Origin of the sequence: Corynebacterium sp. MC3, assembly GCF_900099485.1 — a bacterium.
Taxonomy (GTDB): Bacteria; Actinomycetota; Actinomycetes; order Mycobacteriales; family Mycobacteriaceae; genus Corynebacterium; species Corynebacterium pseudogenitalium.
This window is the reverse complement of record NZ_LT622814.1, coordinates 289,116-308,280: the sequence shown is the minus strand read 5'-3', so window position 1 is coordinate 308,280 and position 19,165 is coordinate 289,116. Positions and strand designations below refer to the sequence as shown.

At 63.5% G+C, this 19,165-nt stretch carries 22 protein-coding genes and 1 riboswitch; of the genes, 13 read left to right on the top strand and 9 right to left on the bottom strand.

Annotation, left to right across the window (positions count from 1 at the left end):
- Positions 1-9: 9 nt before the first annotated feature.
- From mtrA to BQ4436_RS06265, 3 genes are read right to left on the bottom strand one after another with little or no spacing between them, the layout of a single operon-like run.
- Complete coding sequence (gene mtrA / locus BQ4436_RS06275; protein WP_070477811.1) at positions 10-681, bottom strand: MtrAB system response regulator MtrA; 672 nt, start codon at positions 679-681, stop codon at positions 10-12.
- A gap of 18 nt (positions 682-699) precedes the next feature.
- On the bottom strand, positions 700-1,305 hold the full coding sequence (locus BQ4436_RS06270) for a dTMP kinase (RefSeq protein ID WP_070362949.1): 606 nt from the start codon (positions 1,303-1,305) through the stop codon (positions 700-702).
- A gap of 24 nt (positions 1,306-1,329) precedes the next feature.
- The gene (locus BQ4436_RS06265) at positions 1,330-1,689 is read right to left on the bottom strand and encodes a DUF4259 domain-containing protein (RefSeq protein WP_070362950.1); all 360 of its coding nucleotides are present in this window, start codon (positions 1,687-1,689) and stop codon (positions 1,330-1,332) included.
- A 199-nt stretch (positions 1,690-1,888) separates the two neighbouring features.
- Here BQ4436_RS06265 and BQ4436_RS06260 point away from each other — a divergent pair, with 199 nt between their 5' ends.
- Positions 1,889-2,680: a hypothetical protein gene (locus BQ4436_RS06260; RefSeq protein ID WP_143000832.1), complete on the top strand. Its 792-nt coding sequence runs from the start codon at positions 1,889-1,891 to the stop codon at positions 2,678-2,680.
- Here the strand turns inward: BQ4436_RS06260 and manA are convergent.
- From manA to BQ4436_RS06245, 3 genes are all read right to left on the bottom strand, one after another.
- Positions 2,677-3,861, bottom strand: coding sequence for a mannose-6-phosphate isomerase, class I (gene manA, locus BQ4436_RS06255; RefSeq protein ID WP_070363576.1), 1,185 nt, complete (start codon positions 3,859-3,861; stop codon positions 2,677-2,679). The genes BQ4436_RS06260 and manA overlap by 4 nt on opposite strands.
- Positions 3,862-3,977: 116 nt before the next feature.
- Positions 3,978-5,363: a phosphomannomutase/phosphoglucomutase gene (locus BQ4436_RS06250; RefSeq protein ID WP_070975918.1), complete on the bottom strand. Its 1,386-nt coding sequence runs from the start codon at positions 5,361-5,363 to the stop codon at positions 3,978-3,980.
- A 10-nt stretch (positions 5,364-5,373) separates the two neighbouring features.
- Positions 5,374-5,937: a DUF3499 domain-containing protein gene (locus tag BQ4436_RS06245; RefSeq protein ID WP_083329464.1), complete on the bottom strand. Its 564-nt coding sequence runs from the start codon at positions 5,935-5,937 to the stop codon at positions 5,374-5,376.
- A gap of 37 nt (positions 5,938-5,974) precedes the next feature.
- On the opposite strand from BQ4436_RS06245, the gene BQ4436_RS06240 reads away from it, so the two are divergent.
- Positions 5,975-6,445, top strand: a complete 471-nt coding sequence (locus BQ4436_RS06240) for a metallopeptidase family protein (protein WP_070362954.1) — start codon at positions 5,975-5,977, stop codon at positions 6,443-6,445.
- A gap of 9 nt (positions 6,446-6,454) precedes the next feature.
- Here the strand turns inward: BQ4436_RS06240 and BQ4436_RS06235 are convergent, their stop codons facing one another.
- The 3 genes from BQ4436_RS06235 to BQ4436_RS06225 form a co-directional block, all read right to left on the bottom strand.
- A complete protein-coding gene (locus tag BQ4436_RS06235; RefSeq protein WP_305083192.1) occupies positions 6,455-6,745 on the bottom strand; it encodes a WhiB family transcriptional regulator in 291 nt (96 codons plus the stop codon).
- 304 nt (positions 6,746-7,049) lie between these two features.
- Positions 7,050-8,144, bottom strand: coding sequence for a mannose-1-phosphate guanylyltransferase (locus BQ4436_RS06230; RefSeq protein ID WP_252930919.1), 1,095 nt, complete (start codon positions 8,142-8,144; stop codon positions 7,050-7,052).
- Between the two features lie 25 nt (positions 8,145-8,169).
- Positions 8,170-9,042 carry a glycosyltransferase family 2 protein gene (locus BQ4436_RS06225; RefSeq protein ID WP_070975916.1) on the bottom strand — a complete coding sequence of 291 codons (873 nt, stop codon included), beginning with the start codon at positions 9,040-9,042 and terminating at the stop codon, positions 8,170-8,172.
- Positions 9,043-9,189: 147 nt separating this feature from the next.
- Between BQ4436_RS06225 and BQ4436_RS06220 the strand changes: the two genes are divergently transcribed.
- The 11 genes from BQ4436_RS06220 to thiO all read left to right on the top strand — a co-directional run bounded on the left by BQ4436_RS06220 (position 9,190) and on the right by thiO (position 19,160).
- The gene (locus BQ4436_RS06220) at positions 9,190-10,752 is read left to right on the top strand and encodes an LCP family protein (RefSeq protein WP_083329463.1); all 1,563 of its coding nucleotides are present in this window, start codon (positions 9,190-9,192) and stop codon (positions 10,750-10,752) included.
- 24 nt (positions 10,753-10,776) lie between these two features.
- A complete protein-coding gene (locus BQ4436_RS06215; protein WP_070975914.1) occupies positions 10,777-11,469 on the top strand; it encodes a TIGR03089 family protein in 693 nt (230 codons plus the stop codon).
- A 123-nt stretch (positions 11,470-11,592) separates the two neighbouring features.
- The gene (locus tag BQ4436_RS06210; RefSeq protein ID WP_070477704.1) at positions 11,593-12,849 is read left to right on the top strand and encodes an ABC transporter substrate-binding protein; all 1,257 of its coding nucleotides are present in this window, start codon (positions 11,593-11,595) and stop codon (positions 12,847-12,849) included.
- A 101-nt stretch (positions 12,850-12,950) separates the two neighbouring features.
- Positions 12,951-13,955 carry a carbohydrate ABC transporter permease gene (locus BQ4436_RS06205; RefSeq protein WP_070975912.1) on the top strand — a complete coding sequence of 335 codons (1,005 nt, stop codon included), beginning with the start codon at positions 12,951-12,953 and terminating at the stop codon, positions 13,953-13,955.
- A complete protein-coding gene (locus BQ4436_RS06200) occupies positions 13,952-14,773 on the top strand; it encodes a carbohydrate ABC transporter permease (RefSeq protein WP_070477701.1) in 822 nt (273 codons plus the stop codon). Before BQ4436_RS06205 ends, BQ4436_RS06200 begins: the two co-directional genes overlap by 4 nt.
- A gap of 70 nt (positions 14,774-14,843) precedes the next feature.
- Entirely contained in the window at positions 14,844-15,158 is a 315-nt protein-coding gene (locus BQ4436_RS06195) for a hypothetical protein (RefSeq protein ID WP_070975911.1), read from the top strand.
- 3 nt (positions 15,159-15,161) lie between these two features.
- The gene (locus BQ4436_RS06190) at positions 15,162-15,371 is read left to right on the top strand and encodes a PEP-CTERM sorting domain-containing protein (RefSeq protein ID WP_070975909.1); all 210 of its coding nucleotides are present in this window, start codon (positions 15,162-15,164) and stop codon (positions 15,369-15,371) included.
- A gap of 277 nt (positions 15,372-15,648) precedes the next feature.
- Positions 15,649-15,745, top strand: a riboswitch (TPP riboswitch).
- Positions 15,737-17,215 (top strand): bifunctional hydroxymethylpyrimidine kinase/phosphomethylpyrimidine kinase, encoded by a 1,479-nt coding sequence (locus BQ4436_RS06185; protein ID WP_070975907.1) that lies wholly within the window; start codon positions 15,737-15,739, stop codon positions 17,213-17,215. (Overlaps the previous riboswitch by 9 nt.)
- Positions 17,208-17,858: a thiamine phosphate synthase gene (locus tag BQ4436_RS06180; protein ID WP_070975906.1), complete on the top strand. Its 651-nt coding sequence runs from the start codon at positions 17,208-17,210 to the stop codon at positions 17,856-17,858. Before BQ4436_RS06185 ends, BQ4436_RS06180 begins: the two co-directional genes overlap by 8 nt.
- A complete protein-coding gene (locus tag BQ4436_RS11655; RefSeq protein ID WP_083329462.1) occupies positions 17,855-18,004 on the top strand; it encodes an FAD-dependent oxidoreductase in 150 nt (49 codons plus the stop codon). Before BQ4436_RS06180 ends, BQ4436_RS11655 begins: the two co-directional genes overlap by 4 nt.
- 193 nt (positions 18,005-18,197) lie before the next feature.
- Complete coding sequence (thiO, locus tag BQ4436_RS06175; protein ID WP_369822033.1) at positions 18,198-19,160, top strand: glycine oxidase ThiO; 963 nt, start codon at positions 18,198-18,200, stop codon at positions 19,158-19,160.
- Positions 19,161-19,165: the final 5 nt, after the last annotated feature.

Below are 19,165 nucleotides of genomic sequence, written 5' to 3'. Positions count from 1 at the left end.
CTCCCACTCTTACTTCACGGACTTGTAGCCCACACCACGCACGGTCTGGATGATCTCCGGGTGTTCCGGGTCGTGCTCAATCTTGGAGCGCAGGCGCTGCACATGCACGTTGACCAGGCGGGTATCGGAGTTGTTGCGGTAGCCCCACACCGATTCCAGTAGCTCGTCGCGGGAGTGCACCTGGTTCGGCTTCTTCGCCATCTCCAACAGGAGATCGAACTCGAGCGGGGTCAGCGCGATCTCTTCCCCGTTGCGGGTCACCATGTGCTGGGGGACGTCGATTACTAAATCGGCGATCTCGATGACGTCACCCGGCTCCTCATCCGTCCGGCGCAGACGCGCCCGAATGCGGGCGACGAGCTCCTTCGGTTTGAAGGGCTTCGTGATGTAGTCGTCCGCGCCGGACTCGAGGCCGAGCACCACGTCGACGGTGTCCGTCTTCGCGGTGAGCATGACGATCGGTACGGAGGATTCGCGGCGAATCGCCTTGCAAATGTCGATGCCGTTCATTCCCGGAAGCATAAGATCCAGCAGGATCAGGTCGGGCTCGTACTCATGGAAGGCCTGGACGGCTTCGGCGCCATCGGTGACGGGGCGGGAGTCAAAGCCTTCGGCCTCCAGCACGATGGTGAGCATCTCGTTGATAGCTGGGTCGTCGTCAACGACCAGGATTTTCGACATGGACATTGGCAGCTCCTCTTAACGCGCGTTTTGTATTGCTTGGATAATAGCCGTGGCATCCGACGTGGAAATCCACCGACTCGCCCAGTCAGTCTCCGCGAGGCGGTTGTACTGGGCAAACGTCGCGTCCTGCAGCCCGCCGTCGCGCTCGTAGTGGTCGCGGGTGCGCGTCGCGTCCTGAGCTTCTCTGCGCTGCGCGCGCTCCCGCGCAACGCTCGGGGAGGTAGCGACGAGCACCTGCAGGTCGGGCTTCGGCAGCCCAAGCTTTCCGAACTCGAGCTCAGCAACCCACTCCGCCGCGGCATCATCCCCGGTGCGCGCCGCCGTGTAGGCGGCGTTGGAGGCAACGTAGCGGTCAAGCAACAAGATCCGATCTTGTGTGTCCTGGTACTGCTCAAGCTGCGCCTTGGCACCAAAACGGTCGAGCGCGAACATCGTCGCCATCCCGTAAGCGGAATCCACCAGGTCACCCATCTTGCCGTACAAGGCGTCCTGCGCCAGCTGCGCGTGCAGCGAGTCCTCGTAGCGTGGGAAGGACAGCGTGTCCGCGCCGTATTCCTCCACAATGCGCTTCACGATGGTGTTCTTCCCCGCCCCATCAATGCCTTCGATGGCGATGATCATGCCACAGACCTCCCAACGGCCCTCTTACGCGAGCGCTTCCAAGAACTGTTCGACGTCCTCGTCCTCTTCATCGCCAACAGCCTCAAGAAGCTCGGCTGCGCTCTCGATGAGCTGCTCGTCGAGCTCACCGCTGTTGCCGCGGATGAAGGGGAAACGCTCCGCGATCTCACCGGCGGAAAACGGCGCGCCGGCCCAGATCGCGGTGATGGTCGCCGCAGCGAGCCCGTTGGTGCGTTCTTCATCTGAGGCGCTGTCCTGGTCAGCGGCTAGCAAGACGGCGTCACGGACAGCTTCCAGAATGTCTTCTTCGTCCAAATCCGCGATTTCGTCGAGAAAATCAATGTTGTCGTCGTTGGAGAAAATCTTCTGGTCCCAGCTGCTCATCAGTGTTTCCTTTCAGGTGGGGGCTGTATATACCCTGCAATCTACACGGCACGGCACGCATTGCGAACTTCCCTGCTTCCCACCTGATAACCGCGTGGACACACTCTTTTCAATGTCCGACTTCCGTGCTATAAACATTTCAAGCAACGAAATTGTTATCGTTTTGTAATTCTGGAAATTCTGCGGCGAAGGGCAACGTATGAATCAGACGCAAAGGAGAGTCGCCACGTTCATGGCGCTCGGCATCTGCGTTGCCATCGCAGTGGGAGTCGTGGTCTGGAACGCGTCCTCGCCGGGGCGCTCGAACGCCACCACACAAGCAGGCTTCATTGAGACAACCTCCACCACAACAACTTCTTCCTTATCGACGACCCCTCCGAGCTCTGCACGCTCTTCCCGGGGCGACTCCGCAGCGCTTCACACCGCCGATGCGTACATTGCCACGACTGCGCCGTCTGCCTACAACCTATCCGCGGACCCGCTGGCCCCTGCGCACGCGTTTTCCGGTGCGCCAGCCGTAACGGAGCCGACGAAGCAGTACCGCCCGTCGAACGTGGCCCCGGCCGCGCCTGCGTCGCGCCCAGCTGGTCCCGCCCCAACAGCAGAGCCGCAGCGCCCGAAGCAGCGCTCCCCTCGCCCCGACACGCCGGACGCACCGAACGTTCCAAGTACCACGTCGAGCACCTCGCGGCCACGGGCGACGCAGCAGGCGCCAACCACCATTTCGACGCCAACCACCATTGGCTCGACGCAGCCGGCATCCCCGACGGTGCTGCCATCTGAGCCGACGCAGAAGCTTCCCACCCCCACGACGTCAGCGCTACACCCCGGCGCCGCAGCGACGACATCGCTGCCAGTTAACACACCAACACCAACGAGCGAAGAGTCGGCTCAAGCCTCACAGGAAGACGCATCAACTACTTCCGAAGAGCCAGCCTCCCCAGAAGACGCAGTACCCCCCGCCGCAACTGACGGGCAGGGGCCTGCCTAGACCCGCGCGTAGAAGCACTGCGCGGAGGTACCCTCCGCAACCTCGAAGGTCACAGCCGGGTCGGCGGCTGGGATCCACGCGGCCTGACCAGGCTTCATTACGAAGTCACCCGCGCGCACCGTTCCCTCGGTACACAGGACGATGGCGGGGCCATCGGTGTCCACGAGCAGCGGATGCTCGGCGTCGATACGGTGGGCACTCATAATGAAGTCATCCACCGGCAGATGGAAACTCACTTCGTTGTCGCGCTCGGTGGTGTTCGCGAACGGGTCCTCCAACGTGGAGAAGTCCAGCACCTTGACCAGCTCAGGCACGTCCACGTGCTTCGACGTCAGTCCACCTCGAAGCACGTTGTCCGAGTTCGCCATGATCTCCACGCCGAGCCCGGACAGGTACGCGTGCAACTGCCCGGCTTGCAGGAAGAGCGCCTCCCCCGGACGCATCTGTACATAGTTCAGCAGGAGTGCTGCGAGGACGCCGACGTCGTTCGGGTACTTGTCGTGGACCCGCAGGAACATCGCAGCCAGCGGACCAGCCGCGCCAGCTCCGACGTCATCCGCGACGCGCTCGGCGGCCGGAACGATCGCGTCAATCAGAGTCTTACGCACGTCCTCGGGCAGGGAGATGAACGTCGTGAATACCGCACGGAGTCCGGCTTCCTCCGAAGTGGCGTCGAGAAGCGAGGCGTAGTGGTCAAGCTCCTCGCAGTTGAGCGCGGCGAAGAACTCGCGAGTCTGCGCAAGCGGGCGGAAACCGGCGAGGGCCTCGAACGGGGTGAGCGCCACGATGAGCTCGGGCTTCGGGTTCGGGTCCTTGTAGTTGCGCGTCGGATCGTCCAGGCGGATGCCTTCTTCTTCCTCGCGCGCGAACCCCGCCTTCGCCTGCGAGCGCGACGGGTGCGCCTGGATACTCAGCGGCTCATCAGCGGCGAGCAGCTTCAGCAGGAACGGCAAATGCGAGCCATAACGGTCCGCGACGCGCTTGCCCAGCGTGCCTTCGGGGTCCGCGGCAATCACGGCGTCGAGGCCCCGGCCTGCGACTTGGGAAGGTGCGGCACTATGGGCGCCGAACCAGAGCTCAGCCTCCGGCGCCTCGCTGGGCACCTGGGTGCCACGCAGCTGCGCAAGCAACGTGTGCGACCCCCACGGGTAGTTCCGCAGAGCCCCCTGTAGGTGCTCCATAAGTGTCTCCTTCGCAAGTTCCGTCAGTTCCGTCGGCATTGAAACGGTTGAAACAACAGCGTTCCAGGATACCAGCGAGGCGCCGTTTCACGGAACAGCGACGAAGACCACCTGCACTATTGGCGAATCACAGCCAAAACTTCCCGCACAATCTCGTCGACCTTTGGCTTCGTTGGGGCCTCGACGTTGAGTCGCAGCAGTGGCTCCGTGTTCGACGCACGCAGGTTCAGCCAGACCGGCCCGGGGGCACTGTCTTCGTCGCGAAGTGTGACCGTAACCCCGTCAAGACGGTCGATGTCCGCGACGCGGTCACCAAGTGCCTCAAGAACACGCTCGGTGGCAGCCTCTTGGTCATCGACGGTGGAGTTGATTTCCCCGGACGCCTCGTAGCGTTCGTACTGGGCCATCATCTCACTCAACGGCTTGTCCTGCTCCGCCAATGCCGCGAGCACATGCAGCGCCGCGACCAGGCCAGAGTCCGCGTTGAAGAATTCCGTGAAGTAGTAGTGCGCGGAGTGCTCCCCACCGAACATGGCACCTGTCCGCGCCATCTCAGCCTTGATGTACGAGTGCCCCACTCGGGTGCGCACGGGGTTTCCGCCCTGCTCACGGATAATTTCCGGCACTGCACGCGAGGTGATCAGGTTGTGGATAATGGTCGCGCCCGGGTGCGTCGCGAGCGTACGAGTAGCCACCAGCGCCGTAATCGCCGATGGAGATACCGCCTCCCCGCGCTCGTCCACGACGAAGCAGCGGTCCGCGTCACCGTCGAATGCCAGGCCAATGTCCGCCTTCTCTTCGACAACGAATCGCTGTAGATCCACAAGGTTCTTCGGGTCGAGCGGATTAGCCTCGTGGTTCGGGAACGTGCCATCGAGCTCGAAGTAGAGCGGCCGAATATCCAGGTCTCCGAGCACCGCCGGGACAGTCAGCCCGGCCATGCCGTTCGCAGCATCGACTGCGACCTTTAACGCCTTGCCCTGCGGCAGCGGCACAAGCTGCCGGAGGAAACGCGCATAGGAGTCGAGCACATCCCGCTTCTCGACGCTCCCAGCTTCGCCCTCAAACGCCGGAACCCCCTCGATGAGCATGCGGCTGATCTCGGACAGGCCCGTATCAGTACTGACCGGCGTAGCGCCCGCACGGCACAGCTTGATCCCGTTGTACTGGGCAGGGTTATGGGAGGCGGTAAACATCGCGCCGGCACACTCGAAGGTGCCTGCTGCGTAGTAGAGCTCGTCGGTCGAGGTCAGTCCGAGGTCAAGAACGTGCAGCCCCTGCGAGGTCGCACCCTCTGCGAACGCAGCGGAAAGCTCCGGCGAGGATGGCCGCATGTCGTGTCCGACGGCGATAGTTCGCTCGCCCTCGCTGTAAAGAATGTGGGCGAATGCTGCGCCTACTGTGCGGACTGTGTCTGCATCAATGGTGGAGCCAACAACGCCGCGAATGTCATACGCCTTAATAAGGCCCTTCAAGGACTCATAGGTGTGCTCAATAGCCATACAGGCAATCTTAGTTGCTGTGCTCCTCGCCGGTATCTTCGGCGTCTTCAGTGGCTTCGGCTGGGTCAGGGACCACGTGGAGGTGGGAACGCCGCGCATCTTTCTCCGCGGCGAGGTGCTCCTCGATCCGCTTCGTGCGGTGCACCGGGTGGTTCGAAGTCGACGGGTCGTTAAAGTCCTTGGTGGCCTCGTACTCGATTGGATCTCCGCCGTTGTCCACCAGCCCGGTGGTCACCCGGCCCGCCTCCCGGACGGCCTGCGCCAGCGCCGTGAGCTCCTCGTCCTCGAGGGCGTGGGCTTCGTCGTCAAAGATATCGACGGCCTCTACTCGCACGAGCTCCCAGCCAACGGGAGCCGTGATGTGCGCCGAGTGGCGCTCACAAAGGTCCCACGCATGGGGTTCGGGGTTCGGCGAGAGCGGGCTGATTACTGCTGTCGATTCCGAGTAGGCATAAATCAGCGTGGCCACAGCAGGCCTGCCACAACCAGGACGACAACACCGACGGAAAGTACTCACGCCGTCTAAGCCTAAACCCCAACTTGAGATTTTGGTAGTACGGCCCCGGCGCGCCATGCCCGGTGCAGCGGCAACATCTCTAGAATCTGGGTGCATGAACGCGCCAACTCACCACCTTCGGACCGCGCGGGACCGCCACGGTCGTGGGGCCCGCGGCCCGCTGCTGCCCGTTGGCGTTCCGCGTTATCGAACCCGCTCCGCGCAGTTCGATCAGCTAGTACTGGACACGTACGCACCGCTGCACAACGCGTACTTTGAGCAGCTGGCAACGGTGGACTTAGCCGTCGATACGATCCCCCGGATGCGCCTAAGCCCCGACGTCGCGCGCTTCAGCGATGAGATTGTTGCCGACGGCCCCGTCCCACTCGGCCGAATCTTGCAGGCGGGCGTGGACCGTTACGGGGTGCCCACCCGGGCGCGCTTTGTGCTGTTTCGCCGCCCGATTGAGCAGCGCACCGAAACAGCAGAAGAGCGGTCAGCCCTCATTCATTGGGTACTGACCGCCCTTGTTGCTTCGTATATCAACCTGGACCCGCGGGATATCGATTCAGACTTTCCCTGGTAGTGCAGGCGTTTAGCCGATCTGCTTCTTCAAGCGGCGGCGCTCACGGTCCGAGAGGCCACCCCAGATGCCAAAGCGCTCGTCATGCTCGAGCGCAAACTCGAGACACTCATCGCGCACGGCGCACGCTTTGCAAATTCGCTTTGCCTCGCGAGTCGAGCCACCCTTTTCCGGAAAGAACGCCTCGGGATCGGTTTGAGCACACAGCGCTTGATCTTGCCATTCCTGCTCGACGGCACCGAACAGCTCATCGAAGCTCATGCCGACCGCGGCTACGCCACGGATGTCAGCACCATTCGCCATGTCTTCCACGCCGTCCCCTTTCTCCGTCGTTCTTCGTTTCGGCCAGCTGCGTCGTCTACCCGCTTGAGGGGTGCGACGACTGACCCTTGCACTCATGCGATTACACACCGAACCACTAAATAGGTGCAAGCTATCGGGGTGAAACCTTGACCTTTTCCGCAAGAATTGCACGCCATCAGTCACACGAGTCACAACAGTCACAGGGGGCTAGAAACGGGGGTGCAGCACGGGGGTACTACATGTGGTAGGCGAATTGGCTACCCCTTACTAACCAGCCAGAATTTCCACCCATACGGCGTGTCGCTTACGCATCTGGGGAAAAGCGCACTCCCGAATCCGGAATCGTCACACCAGGCCACACTCGCATGCCGCCTTGCAGCTCGCAGCGCGCCCCAATCTGTGCGCCCTCTCCGATCACGCAGCCGTCGATACGCGAGTTCGCGCCAATCGTGGCGCCCGAGGCGATGATGGAATCGCGGATCACGGCACCGGGCTCAATGGTGACCCCATCGAAGATGACGCTGTCATCCACGCGACACCCAGCGCCGATCTCCGTGCCGCGTCCAACCGCGGTGCCGCCCATCAAGATGACACCACCCGCGACGCCAGCGGATTCGTCGATAAGCGCCTCACCGGTCTGGCCCTCCAGCAGCGGCGAGTACGCAATACCGCGCACCACGTCCGAGGAGCCCTGCACGAAATCCGACGGCCTACCCATGTCCCTCCAGTAAGAGGTATCCACGTAGCCGACCATCTTCGCGCCCGACTCAAGCAAACCAGGGAACGTCTCGCGCTCGACAGAGACCACGCGACCAGCCGGGATCTGCTCGATGACTTCGCGGCGGAACACGTAGCACCCAGCGTTAATCTGATCTGTCGGCGGATCCTCCGTCTTCTCCAAGAACGCAAGCACATTGCCGTCCTCGTCGGTTGGGACGGAACCGAACGCGCGAGGATCGGGTACGCGGACCAGGTGCAAGGTCGCGTCGGCGTCCTTCTCAGCGTGGTAGTTCAAAATCTTGCTCAGGTCAGCACCGGACAGCACGTCCCCGTTGAACACCATCGCGTTGTCGAAGCGCAGCTTGTCGGCAACGTTTCGGATCGCGCCCCCGGTACCCAGCGCCTCCTCTTCGACAACGTACTCAATCTCAAGACCGAAGTCGGACCCGTCGCCGAAGTACTCCTCGAACACCTCAGCGCGGTACGACGTCCCCAGCACCACGTGGCGCATCCCCGCCTGGCGGATCCGCGCAAGCAGGTGCGAGAGGAACGGGTGCCCTGCGGTCGGCAACATCGGCTTCGGGGTACTCACCGTCAACGGACGCAGGCGCGTGCCGCGACCACCAACCAAAATGACCGCGTCGGTATTCTCCGGGGTCACGGTGCGGGATGCATTCACGTGGAATCCTTTCAAAGCGTTCTTCTTATTTACTGCGCGAAACAAACAGTGCCGCCCGCACTTTCAAACCGACCCACAGCAGCGCGCGCAGCGGGGCCTGCCACCAGTGCGGGTGACGGTCAGACTGGAAACGATATGCGGAAGTGTGGTGCGCCGGCACCGTGACTCGCTGGAACTTGCTAGCAACATGGCCCTGGTCATGCACGATGACCGAGGAAGGGCAGTACACGTTCTCACATCCGGCGCGGCGCAAGCGGTCTCCGAAGTCAACGTCCTCGAGGTACATGAAGTAGCGCTCGTCGAACCCGCCAATGACGTCGAAGGCGTCCCACCGCACGAGCAGGCACGCCCCGGAGAGCCAGCCCGCACTGCGCTGGTGATCCATGTGTTGCTCCGCCTTGTACGAGGCAGAAAATGGGTTGGACGGCCACACCTCATATAACAAGGCGTGCCCCACGCCGGTAATGATGCCCGGCACCTCTCGCGCACTTGGGTACAGGTTGCCCTCGCAGTCCTCAATGCGCGGCCCTACGGCGCCCGCCTCCGGTAGCGCGTCCATGCAGGCGCGCAGCGTGTCCACGCTTCCCGGCTGGAACACCACGTCCGGGTTGGAGATCAAGAAGTAGTCACCGTTGATCTCTCCCCGCTCGCGGCGTGGCCGCAACTCCCGGACCGCGGCGTTGATCGCAGCGCCGTACCCGATGTTGCCGCGGGTGCGCAGCAGTTCGACGTTGTCGTGTTCACGTGCGGCAGCCTCCGGGGCACCGTCGGTAGAGCCGTTATCTGCACAGATAAGCAGTGTTTGACCCTCGGTGGCGTCGTCAAGCGAAGCGATGAGCTGCGCCAAGTGCTTGCCTGGCGAGTACGTCACCGCCACCACGGCGAGTGGAGCTGTCATAGCTGCCTGCCCCTCCTATCGGTCCTCTCGGCCAGCCTTCATGTACACAATGCGAATCAGCTTACCCATCCAAAAGTGTGAGAAGCATCTTGAACTCGCCCACGCACGTGTCTTTTGTTGTTTTCGCACCCTGTATAATTGCGCCCTGTGACTGACTCCTTGAGGCCTGCGCGCGACATCCAGCCCGCCCCATCGCAGATGCGTGACATCTCGCAGTTGGGGCACCCGGTTGTGAAGACAACCCTTGCGGTGCTGTCTGCCGTTGCGTTGACGGTGTCGGCCGTCGGCTACTTCACTGTCGGCAGGGTCAGCAATCAGCTCAGCGCCTCTGAGCTGCGGATTAACGCGGGACGTGGGCAGAGCGACAAGGACCAGATCGACGGCGCGATGGACATCCTGCTGGTCGGTTCGGACTCCCGCACCGACGCCCAAGGCAACCCTTTGAGCGAGTCCGAGTTGGCGCACCTCAACGCGGGTGTCGCCGACGGTGAGATCAACACGGACACCATCATGATTATCCGTGTGCCCGACGACGGTTCGCGGGCCACGGCAGTTTCCATCCCGCGCGATACGTACGTACACACCGACGACTACGGAAACATGAAGATCAATGGTGTCTACGGTGCGCACGCCGCCGCCAAACGCGAGGAGCTCATCGCCGCGGGCAAGCCAGAGGGCCCGGCACTCGAGCAAGAGGTTGCACGCGCAGGCCAGCTCGGGCTTATCGACGCCATCAATGACCTCACCGGCGTGGAAGTAGACCACTACGCGCAGGTAGGCCTGCTCGGCTTCGTCCTTCTTACGGACGCGGTTGGCGGGGTGGACGTCTGCCTCAACGCCGCGGTCGACGAGCCACTCTCCGGCGCACATTTCCCTGCCGGGCAGCAAACGCTCGACGGCGCTCAGGCGCTGTCCTTCGTGCGGCAGCGCCACGACCTGCCGCGCGGCGACCTCGACCGCATCGTGCGCCAGCAGGCGTACATGGCCTCGTTGGTGCAGAAGGTGCTCTCCGCAGGCACGCTGACAAGCCCAGCGAAACTGCGCGACTTGGCAACCGCGGCGGAGCGCTCGGTCACTCTTGACCAGAGCCTCGACGTGATGCGTTTTGCCCAGCAGATGTCCGGCCTGGCGGGCGGCAACGTCACCTTCACCACCATCCCTGTGACCTCGGTCAACGGTGTCGGCGACTTCGGCGAATCCATCGTGACCGTGGACATCAACGAGGTCCACAGCTTCATGGAGTCCGCAGCCAAGGAACAGGTCCCCGAGGACAGCCAACCGGAGCAAGCTCCCCAGCAGGCCGAAGACTTTGCAGGTGCGCAGGTCTCCGTCCTCAACGCGGGCTCCGTTCCAGGCCAAGCCCGCGCCACCGGCGAGTGGTTGGCCGACGCAGGCATTACGGTCTCCGATGTATCCAACGCAATGGACGGAATCTACTGGGAATCCCAGGTGGTCGCCGCCGACCCCGAAGACCCACGAGCACGCAAGCTCGCCGAGATGCTTGGCGGCGTCCCAGTCACGGCGAACAATGCTCTCGAACCGGGCAGCATCATCGCGGTTGTCGCGGAAGACTACAACGGCCCCGCGAAGGTCGATCCGGAAGATGCCCAACAGCATGTGCCCGTCGGCACACCTGGCGACGACATCAGCGGCATGAGTCTGGGCCCGGAGATCGACGCTGGCGGCCAAGGGCCTCGCTGCGTGAACTAGCTTGGCCACCTATGCTTGGCTGCCATGAGTATGCTGGCACGCTTATTGCAGGAAGACCCCGCCACACCACGCCTGACCGTCTACGACGAGTCACAGGGCAGCCGCATAGAATTTTCCGCGCTGACTCTGGACAACTGGCTGAGCAAAGTGGGCAACTTGCTGGACGAGGAGTTCGACCTCGAGGGCTCTGACCCCATCGTGATCGACCTTCCGGTGTCCTGGCAGGCTGCGGTGATCGCGCTTGGCGCCTACAACATTGGGCGTCGCCCGATCTTCGCGAGCACAGGCGACGATGTCCCGCTCGTGTTTACCGTGGCGGAGCGCGTCGACACCTGGGCTGATGCGGACGAGTGCGTCGTTGTATCAAGGGACCCCTTCGGGCGCGGCGTCGTCGAATCAGGCGGCACGTTGCCACTTGGAACCGTGGACTTCAGTCCCACGGTGCGCAGCTACGGCGACCAGTACTTTGGACAGACTGCAGACATCGCGCAGTGGTCACAAGCAGCTCCTCAGGGGGCTGAGCAGCCCGCCTCCCCCCAACGGGTATTGATTGCCGGTTGGAACAGCGCCGACGAATTCGAACATCGCGTACTTGCCCCGCTGGCTGGGGGCGGTTCGGTCGTCGTGGTGACAGACGGGGCGGAAACACCTGGTAAAGACAGGATCGCAGCCATCGCCCAGGCGGAACACGTAAACCACATACAACCGGACATTTAACCCCGTTTTCTCCCCCGTTCGTAGGTAATTCGGCAGATTTCTGCGCGCCCGGGTCCAGTTTTTCACTAGATTGAAGACACCGAATTCACACGAGTCACAAATGACCCAACGAAAGGCGGATGAATGAAACTCCGTACGACTGGTGCAACCCTCTGTGCAATTGCGCTCGCTGGCGCAGCTCTGACCGGTTGCTCTTCTGACAACGAGGCAGCGGACACCAACAAGGACTCCGGCACCTCCGCTTCCGAGGGCGGCGCGGAGCGCGGCCCGATCACGTTCGCCATGGGCCGCAATGACACGGACAAGCTCAAGCCGATCATCGAGAAGTGGAACGAGGCTCACCCAGATGAGCAGGTCACCCTCTCTGAGCTCGCCGGCGAGGCCGACGACCAGCGCGATACGCTCGTGCAGTCCCTCCAGGCGGGTAACGCCGACTACGACGTGATGGCCCTCGACGTTGTGTGGACGGCCGACTTCGCAGCGAACCAGTGGCTCGAGCCACTCGAGGGCGATTACGCCATCGACACCTCCGGCTTGCTGCAGTCCACCGTCGACTCCGCGACCTACGGCGGCAAGCTCTACGCCCTGCCGCAGAACACGAACGGCCAGCTGCTGTTCCGAAACGTCGACAAGGTCCCAAGCGCGCCTGACACCTTCGATGACGTCATTGCCGCCTGCAAGGAGGTCGAGGGAGACTGCCTGACCACCCAGCTCAAGCAGTACGAGGGCCTGACCGTCAACACGCTCGGCTTCATCAACGGCTGGGGCGGCAGCGTCCTTGACGACGCCGGCGAGCCAACCGTCGAGTCCGACGCCGCAAAGGCCGGACTGCAGGCACTCGTTGACGCGTACAACGACGGCGTCATCGCCAAGAGCTCTACGGCAGCAACCGAGGAGGAAACCAACCTCGCGTTCACCGAGGGCAACACCGCCCTGGCGATCAACTGGCCGTACATGTACACCAACGCCCAGGAAGCTGGCGTGAACTTTGAGGTCCAGCCGCTGGTTGGCAAGGACGGCGTGGGGGTTTCCACCCTCGGTGGCTACAACAACGGCATCAACGTCAACTCCAAGCACAAGCAGACCGCGAAGGACTTCATCGAGTTCATCATCAACGAAGACAACCAGCTCTCGTTCGCTGAAGCATCCTTCCCACCAGTGCTCGCATCGATCTACGACGACGCCGAGCTGGTTGCAAAGCACCCATACCTGCCAGCACTGAAGGTTTCGCTGGAGAACGCGCAGCCTCGCCCGGTTTCCCCGTTCTACCCTGCGATCTCGAAGGCTATCCAGGACAACGCCTACGCAGCACTGACCGCCGGTAAGAGCGTCGATGACGCCACCGCCGACATGGCAGCTGCTATCAAGCAGGCTTCCTAATACGATACGTCGTATGAGCAGAACGCCCGCCCGGACTGTGTTCGGGCGGGCGTTATAGTTCGTATATCTCCATCTTCCCGTCTACTTTGCAAAGGCCCGCGATGAGCACATCTCCATCCAAGCCTCGCGATACCACGAAGGCAGCAGCGCTCGTCGCGCCCGCCTTGCTGGTGTTGGCGGTGGTGATCGGCTACCCGATCGTCCGCGCAATATGGCTTTCATTCCAGTCCAACCGGCACCTCGACGCCTCTACCGGAGTGTTCGTCGATGGTGGCTTTGCTGGCGTCGATAATTACTTGTACTGGCTGTCGAACCGCTGTATGACGCCGTCGGGCGTGGTGGGTGCCTGCCCTCCTGGCGTGCTTGCGACCGACTTCTGGCCAGCAGTGTCGGTGACACTCTTCTTCACCGTGGTCACCGTCGCCTTGGAGACAGTGCTCGGTATCGGGATGGCCATCATCATGAACCGGCCGTCGCGCGCCCGCGGTCTGATCCGCGCGGCCGTACTCATCCCTTGGGCGATCCCAACCGCGGTGACCGCGAAGTTGTGGCAGTTCATGTTCGCACCGAGCGGTATCGTGAACTCGCTGCTGGGCGCGAGCGTGGCGTGGACAACTGACCCGTGGGCGGCACGCTTCGCGGTGATCATCGCCGACGTGTGGAAGACCACGCCGTTTATGGCGCTGCTCATCCTCGCAGGCCTGCAGATGATTCCGAAGGATGTCTACGAGGCCGCGCGCGTCGACGGCGCCTCCGCATGGCAGACTTTCACCAGCATCACCCTGCCGTTGATGCGGCCAGCGCTCATGGTGGCGGTGCTCTTCCGTACGCTCGACGCGCTGCGCATGTACGACCTGCCGGTCATCATGATTTCGGGCTCCTCGAACTCCCCTACCGCGACAATTTCGCAGCTGGTGGTTGAGGATATGCGTCAGGGCAACTTCAACTCGGCCTCGGCGCTGTCGACTCTCATCTTCCTGCTGATCTTCGCGGTTGCGTTCGTCATGGTGCGGTTCCTCGGAGCGAACGTTGGTGGCGCGAACGAACAGCGTGAAGCCCGGCGCGCGAAGCGCAAGCAGGAGAAGAAGGAGGCGGCAGCGCGATGAAACGACTCGGCCACTACGCAGGCATCATCTTCATCATGTTCTGGGGGCTCGCCCCGTTTTATTGGATGGTGATCACGGCGCTGCGGGACAAGCGGTTCACGTTCGATACCACGCCGTGGCCCACGCACGTCACCCTCGAGAACTACCGGGACGCGCTGGCCACGGACGCCGGCAATGACTTCCTCGGGGCGATTTTCAACTCGCTGATTATCTCGTTGGCGACGACGGCGTTGGCGGTCGCCGTGGGCGTGTTCACCGCCTACGCGCTTGCTCGCCTGGACTTCCGCGGCAAGGGATTCATCACGGGCATTATTTTGGCGGCCTCGATGTTCCCTGGCATTGCGCTTGTCACTCCCCTGTTCCAGCTGTTCGGTGACCTCGGGTGGATCGGCACATACCGTGCCATGATCATCCCGAACATCTCATTCGCCCTCCCCCTGACTATCTACACGCTGGTGTCGTTCTTCCAGCAACTTCCTTGGGAGCTCGAGGAAGCAGCGCGTGTCGACGGCGCCTCCCGCGGCCAGGCATTTCGCCTCATCTTGCTGCCGTTGGCAGCACCGGCCATCTTCACGACGGCCATCCTGGCGTTTATCACCACCTGGAATGAATTTATGTTGGCGCGCCAGCTGTCGTCCACGGCGACTGAACCTGTCACCGTCGCAATTGCACGATTCTCGGGGCCGAGCGCCTTCGAGTACCCGTACGCTGCGATTATGGCGGCGGGCTCGCTGGTGACGATTCCGCTGATCATCATGGTGCTGGTATTCCAGCGCCGTATTGTGTCTGGCCTCACAGCCGGCGGCGTGAAGGGCTGACTTAAATTTTTCTTATGTCTAGATTAAGCTGTATTCACTTTATTACTTCCCGCCCCTAGAAAGAGCAGCTATGCACCACACCACACTCCGAATCGCGACGGCAACCGCACTCGCATCCTCCCTGGTACTGAGCGGCATGACTGGCACGGCACACGCCGAAACCACCGCAACGGTGCACACCAACGCCGATAACAACGGCACGACAGTGACCACCAACGTCACCACCAACACCACCGCAAACGGTGGTGTGACCAAGGAAGAAGCAAACGCGCTTGAGGTCGCCGGAGTTGTGGTTGGGCTGCTGGCGGTCCTCGGCGCCCTCATGGCCGGGTGGCTCTACTTTGCGGCCCCGCACCTGGGTCTGAACTTCGTCCCCCGTATCTAAAAAGTGCAGCAGCCTTCACAGCGCCAGGACCTGCTCTGGCAGACGCTGATTGGGTTCGTTGGGTTCTTTACCCTGCTCGCCCTGGTGCAGGCCGTCATCAACGTAACAAGGCCCGAGCCATCGATATGGCCGGGCCTTGTGCTTGCTGCGTTCGTCGCAGCACTGTGGTGGCTCGTCCGCCGCTGGCGCCAGTGGCGCGCAGGCGAAGACTAAATCACTCCTCGCCGAGCAGACGCTCACGCAGCGCGGCGTCCTTACGCTCAACTTCAGCCGCCATGTCGGACTGGTACTTCGCCGGCGATTAATGCGTCTACGAGTATCATGCCCCCCCACAATAAACACCCACACGCTGCACAAACAAGCGATTGTGAGAAGCATTCCACTTTCAGCTCAAAAGAGAACCGGCAGCCCAATCCATACGCCTAATATAGGTCTGGTTTTTGCCGCTGCGATCGTGCGCAGGGCAGGATTCGCGCTGTGCTAGTGTCACCAATGTGACACGGGGTGCACCCCGAAGTGGTGCTGAGATCAGACCCGTCGAACCTGCTCTAGCTCAACCTAGCGAAGGGATGTCCCACATGAATGCACCTGCCCTGCCCCGCATCCTCACGATTGCCGGCACCGACCCGACCGGAGGCGCAGGCGTCCAAGCCGATATCAAATCCATCCAGGCCGCCGGCGGCTTTTCCTACAGCGTAGTGACCTCGCTGGTCGCCCAGAACACCACCGGTGTGCAGGAGATTTTCACCCCGCCGATCGACTTTCTGCGCACACAGCTGCGCTCCGTCACCGATGATGTGGCGATCGACGCGATCAAGATCGGCATGCTCGGCACCACCGAAATCATCGAGGTCGTGCGCGAATTCCTCACCACACACGCACGAGAGGCCGCGGTGGTGTTGGATCCGGTGATGGTGGCGTCGTCAAGCGATAGGCTCCTGACGCCCGAGGCGGAAGTCGCGCTGCGCGAGCTCGCCTCGCTTGCCGACATCATCACGCCCAACCTCCCCGAACTCGCCGTCCTCACCGGCGAAGACCCGGCCACCGACTTCGACACCGCGATCGCGCAGGCGCAGGGGCTGGCGAAAAAGCTGGACACAACCGTGATTGTCAAGGGCGGGCACCTCACCGGCCCGCGCGCAGACAACGCCGTGGTGACCGCCGAGCGCGTGCACCACGTGTCGGTGAGCCGCGTGAACACGAAGAACACGCACGGCACGGGCTGCTCTTTTTCCTCGGCGCTGGCGACGCGCCTGGGCGCCGGCTTCGATACGCCGACGGCGACCGAGTGGGCGTCGCGCTGGCTGTACGAGGCGATTGCGCACGAAGGCCGCGTACGTGTCCTTATCCACGCGATGCTGGGTAAAAAAGGCAGCTGCAACCCCGAGCGCTTCCTGCGCATCGACGCCCCACCAACCGCGCCACTCGCCACGCCTGCTGGCCCGTACACCCAGGCGCTGTGGGACGCCTCGGCGCCGTACCTCACCGCGATTATGGAGCTGCCGTTCATCCGCACGCTTGCCGACGGCACCCTCGACCACGCCGACTTCATGTTCTACCTCGAGCAGGACGCCTACTACCTGACCAAGTACGCGCGCTCGCTGCACGCGCTTGGCGGCGCGTGGGCAAAGGATGCGGACGCCGCGATCACCGACGAGCAAGAGATGCAACGCACCTGGCTCGCCGATCTTGGCCGCGAGACGCTGCCGTCGCCGGTCACACGCGCCTACACCGATTTCCTGCTCGCCTCCGCCCTCGGCGAGTCGGCGGCGATCGGGCAGGCGGCGGTGCTGCCCTGCTACTGGCTCTACTACGAGGTCGGCGCGCGCCTCGCGGAGCACAACCACGCCTCGCATCCCTACCACGACTGGCTGGCCACCTACTCGGGCAACGGTTTCTACGAGGCGGTGCGCGGCGCGATCGACCGCTGCGAGGCCACCCTTGAGGCGAACCCCGACGCCCTGGACGCGGCGGTGCGCGCGTGTGCGGTCGCCTCGCGCTACGAGCGCGATTTCTTCGACCAGGCCGACCGCGCGTGGGTGGTGCGCGATGCCTAAGTCGCTCGACCTACGCTGCTATTTCGTCACGGGCCAGCCTACCGCCGATGTCGCGCGCGTCTCCGCCGAAGCCGCGGCCGGCGGGGCGGGCGTGATCCAGGTGCGCAGCAAGCCGATCGCCAAAGCCGACCTCGAGCGTCTCGCGTGCGAGGTCGCCGATGCGGTCGCCGCGGCGAACCCGCGCACGCGCGTGCTTATCGACGACAACGTTCCCCTCGCCGCCCGCCTCATGCGCACCCACCACATCCACGGCGCGCACATCGGCCAGGACGACATGGACCCGCGCGCCGCGCGCGAACTGCTCGGGCCGGACGCGATCCTCGGACTGACCACCGGCACGCTCGCACTGGTGGAGGCGGCGAACGCGTACGCCGACGTGATCGATTACGTCGGCGCGGGCCCCTTCCGCCCGACCCCGACGAAGGACTCCGGCCGCGCCCCACTTGGCCTCGACGGCTACCCGGCGCTGGTCGAGGCCTCGCAGGTACCGGTCGTGGCGATCGGCGACGTACACGCCACGGATGCCGCCGCGCTTGCCGCCACGGGCGTGGCCGGCGTGGCGATGGTCCGCGGTTTCATGCACGCTGAGGACCCGCGCGCGATGGCGGCGGGTATCGTCAAGGATTTCGAGGAAGCGTCGTGAGTAGTTTCGAGCACGTCATCGTCGGCGCCGGCATCATCGGCCTGACCACCGCGTTCGAGCTCACACGCCGCGGGGTGGATCCCCGCAGGATCGCGCTGGTGGACCCGGCCCCGGCAAGCGGCGCGACCAACGTGGCCGGCGAATGATTTTTATTATAATGCGCCGGCATCCACTAGAACCTACGCTCGTTCCCGACCCGCGCCTCTACCGTTCGAATTGCCGGCGCGTGAACCCCCGTGGTCCCCCGTTACTGCAACGTTAATCAAGCCGGTTATGCGTCGATGAAAGTGCTGTCTCTTTATCACAACGGACCCGGCCCCGGCAAGCGGCGCGACCAACGTGGCCGGCGGCATGCTCGCCCCGGCCGCGGAAGTGCAGTACCGCCAGGAGCCGCTCTATCCGCTGATGTTGGAGTCGGCGGCGCTCTATCCTTCGCTGATCGCAGACCTGCCGGGCATCGAGGTTGGGTACCGCACCGAGTCGACCTTCGTGGTCGCCGCCGACCGCGCCGACGCTACCCACCTGCGCGAGCTCACCGAGCACCAGCACGCCCACGGCATGGACGTCGACCGCCTCACGCTGCGCCAGGCGCGGGCGCAGGAGCCGGGCCTAAGCCCCCAGCTGGCCAGCGTGGTGGAGATCCCCGGCGACCACCAGGTCAACCCGCGCATGTTCGCCGCCGCTCTGCTGCGCGAGCTTGCATCGCGCGGCGTGACGCTGGTTCGCGAGCAGGCCACAGCACTGCGCTGGGAGGGCGAAACCTGCGTGGGCGTCGAAACCAGCACCGACAGCCTGCGCGGCGACACCATCTACGCGTGCAACGGTCTCGGTGCCAGCGCGCTCGGTCTGCCGCTGAACCTGCGACCGGTGCGCGGCGACATGCTGCGTCTTACCGGCCGCATGCCGGTCGGCCGGGTCGTGCGCGCCTTCGTCGAGGACCGCCCCGTCTACATCATCCCGCGCACCGACGGCACCATCGCCGTGGGCGCAACCAGCCGCGAAGACGCGCGCGTGCGGCCCGCCGTCGATGGCGTGTATACGCTGCTTCGCGACGCCATCCGCGTCGTCCCCGCCATCGAGGACTGCGAGCTGGTTGAGGCGCTCGTCGGCAATCGCCCAGGCACGCCCGACGACCTGCCCTACCTGGGGCTGCGCGGCGAGAACCTGGTGGTCTCCACCGGTTATTTCCGCCACGGCATCCTGCTGGCAGCGCTCGGCGCGCGCGTCGGCGCCGACCTCGGGCTGGACCGCGAAACCACCGTCGATATTTCCGACTGCGACCCCGGCCGCCACGAACTGTAAAGGAG

Bases quoted from the DNA above. Each gene is read 5' to 3' on its own strand.
- mtrA (WP_070477811.1), bottom strand. From the start codon at position 681: ATGTCGAAAATCCTGGTCGTTGACGACGACCCAGCTATCAACGAGATG.
- BQ4436_RS06270 (WP_070362949.1), bottom strand. From the start codon at position 1,305: ATGATCATCGCCATCGAAGGCATTGATGGGGCGGGGAAGAACACCATC.
- BQ4436_RS06265 (WP_070362950.1), bottom strand. From the start codon at position 1,689: ATGAGCAGCTGGGACCAGAAGATTTTCTCCAACGACGACAACATTGAT.
- BQ4436_RS06260 (WP_143000832.1), top strand. From the start codon at position 1,889: ATGAATCAGACGCAAAGGAGAGTCGCCACGTTCATGGCGCTCGGCATC.
- manA (WP_070363576.1), bottom strand. From the start codon at position 3,861: ATGGAGCACCTACAGGGGGCTCTGCGGAACTACCCGTGGGGGTCGCAC.
- BQ4436_RS06250 (WP_070975918.1), bottom strand. From the start codon at position 5,363: ATGGCTATTGAGCACACCTATGAGTCCTTGAAGGGCCTTATTAAGGCG.
- BQ4436_RS06245 (WP_083329464.1), bottom strand. From the start codon at position 5,937: ATGGCGCGCCGGGGCCGTACTACCAAAATCTCAAGTTGGGGTTTAGGC.
- BQ4436_RS06240 (WP_070362954.1), top strand. From the start codon at position 5,975: ATGAACGCGCCAACTCACCACCTTCGGACCGCGCGGGACCGCCACGGT.
- BQ4436_RS06235 (WP_305083192.1), bottom strand. From the start codon at position 6,745: ATGGCGAATGGTGCTGACATCCGTGGCGTAGCCGCGGTCGGCATGAGC.
- BQ4436_RS06225 (WP_070975916.1), bottom strand. From the start codon at position 9,042: ATGACAGCTCCACTCGCCGTGGTGGCGGTGACGTACTCGCCAGGCAAG.
- BQ4436_RS06215 (WP_070975914.1), top strand. From the start codon at position 10,777: ATGAGTATGCTGGCACGCTTATTGCAGGAAGACCCCGCCACACCACGC.
- BQ4436_RS06210 (WP_070477704.1), top strand. From the start codon at position 11,593: ATGAAACTCCGTACGACTGGTGCAACCCTCTGTGCAATTGCGCTCGCT.
- BQ4436_RS06205 (WP_070975912.1), top strand. From the start codon at position 12,951: ATGAGCACATCTCCATCCAAGCCTCGCGATACCACGAAGGCAGCAGCG.
- BQ4436_RS06200 (WP_070477701.1), top strand. From the start codon at position 13,952: ATGAAACGACTCGGCCACTACGCAGGCATCATCTTCATCATGTTCTGG.
- BQ4436_RS06195 (WP_070975911.1), top strand. From the start codon at position 14,844: ATGCACCACACCACACTCCGAATCGCGACGGCAACCGCACTCGCATCC.
- BQ4436_RS06185 (WP_070975907.1), top strand. From the start codon at position 15,737: ATGAATGCACCTGCCCTGCCCCGCATCCTCACGATTGCCGGCACCGAC.
- BQ4436_RS06180 (WP_070975906.1), top strand. From the start codon at position 17,208: ATGCCTAAGTCGCTCGACCTACGCTGCTATTTCGTCACGGGCCAGCCT.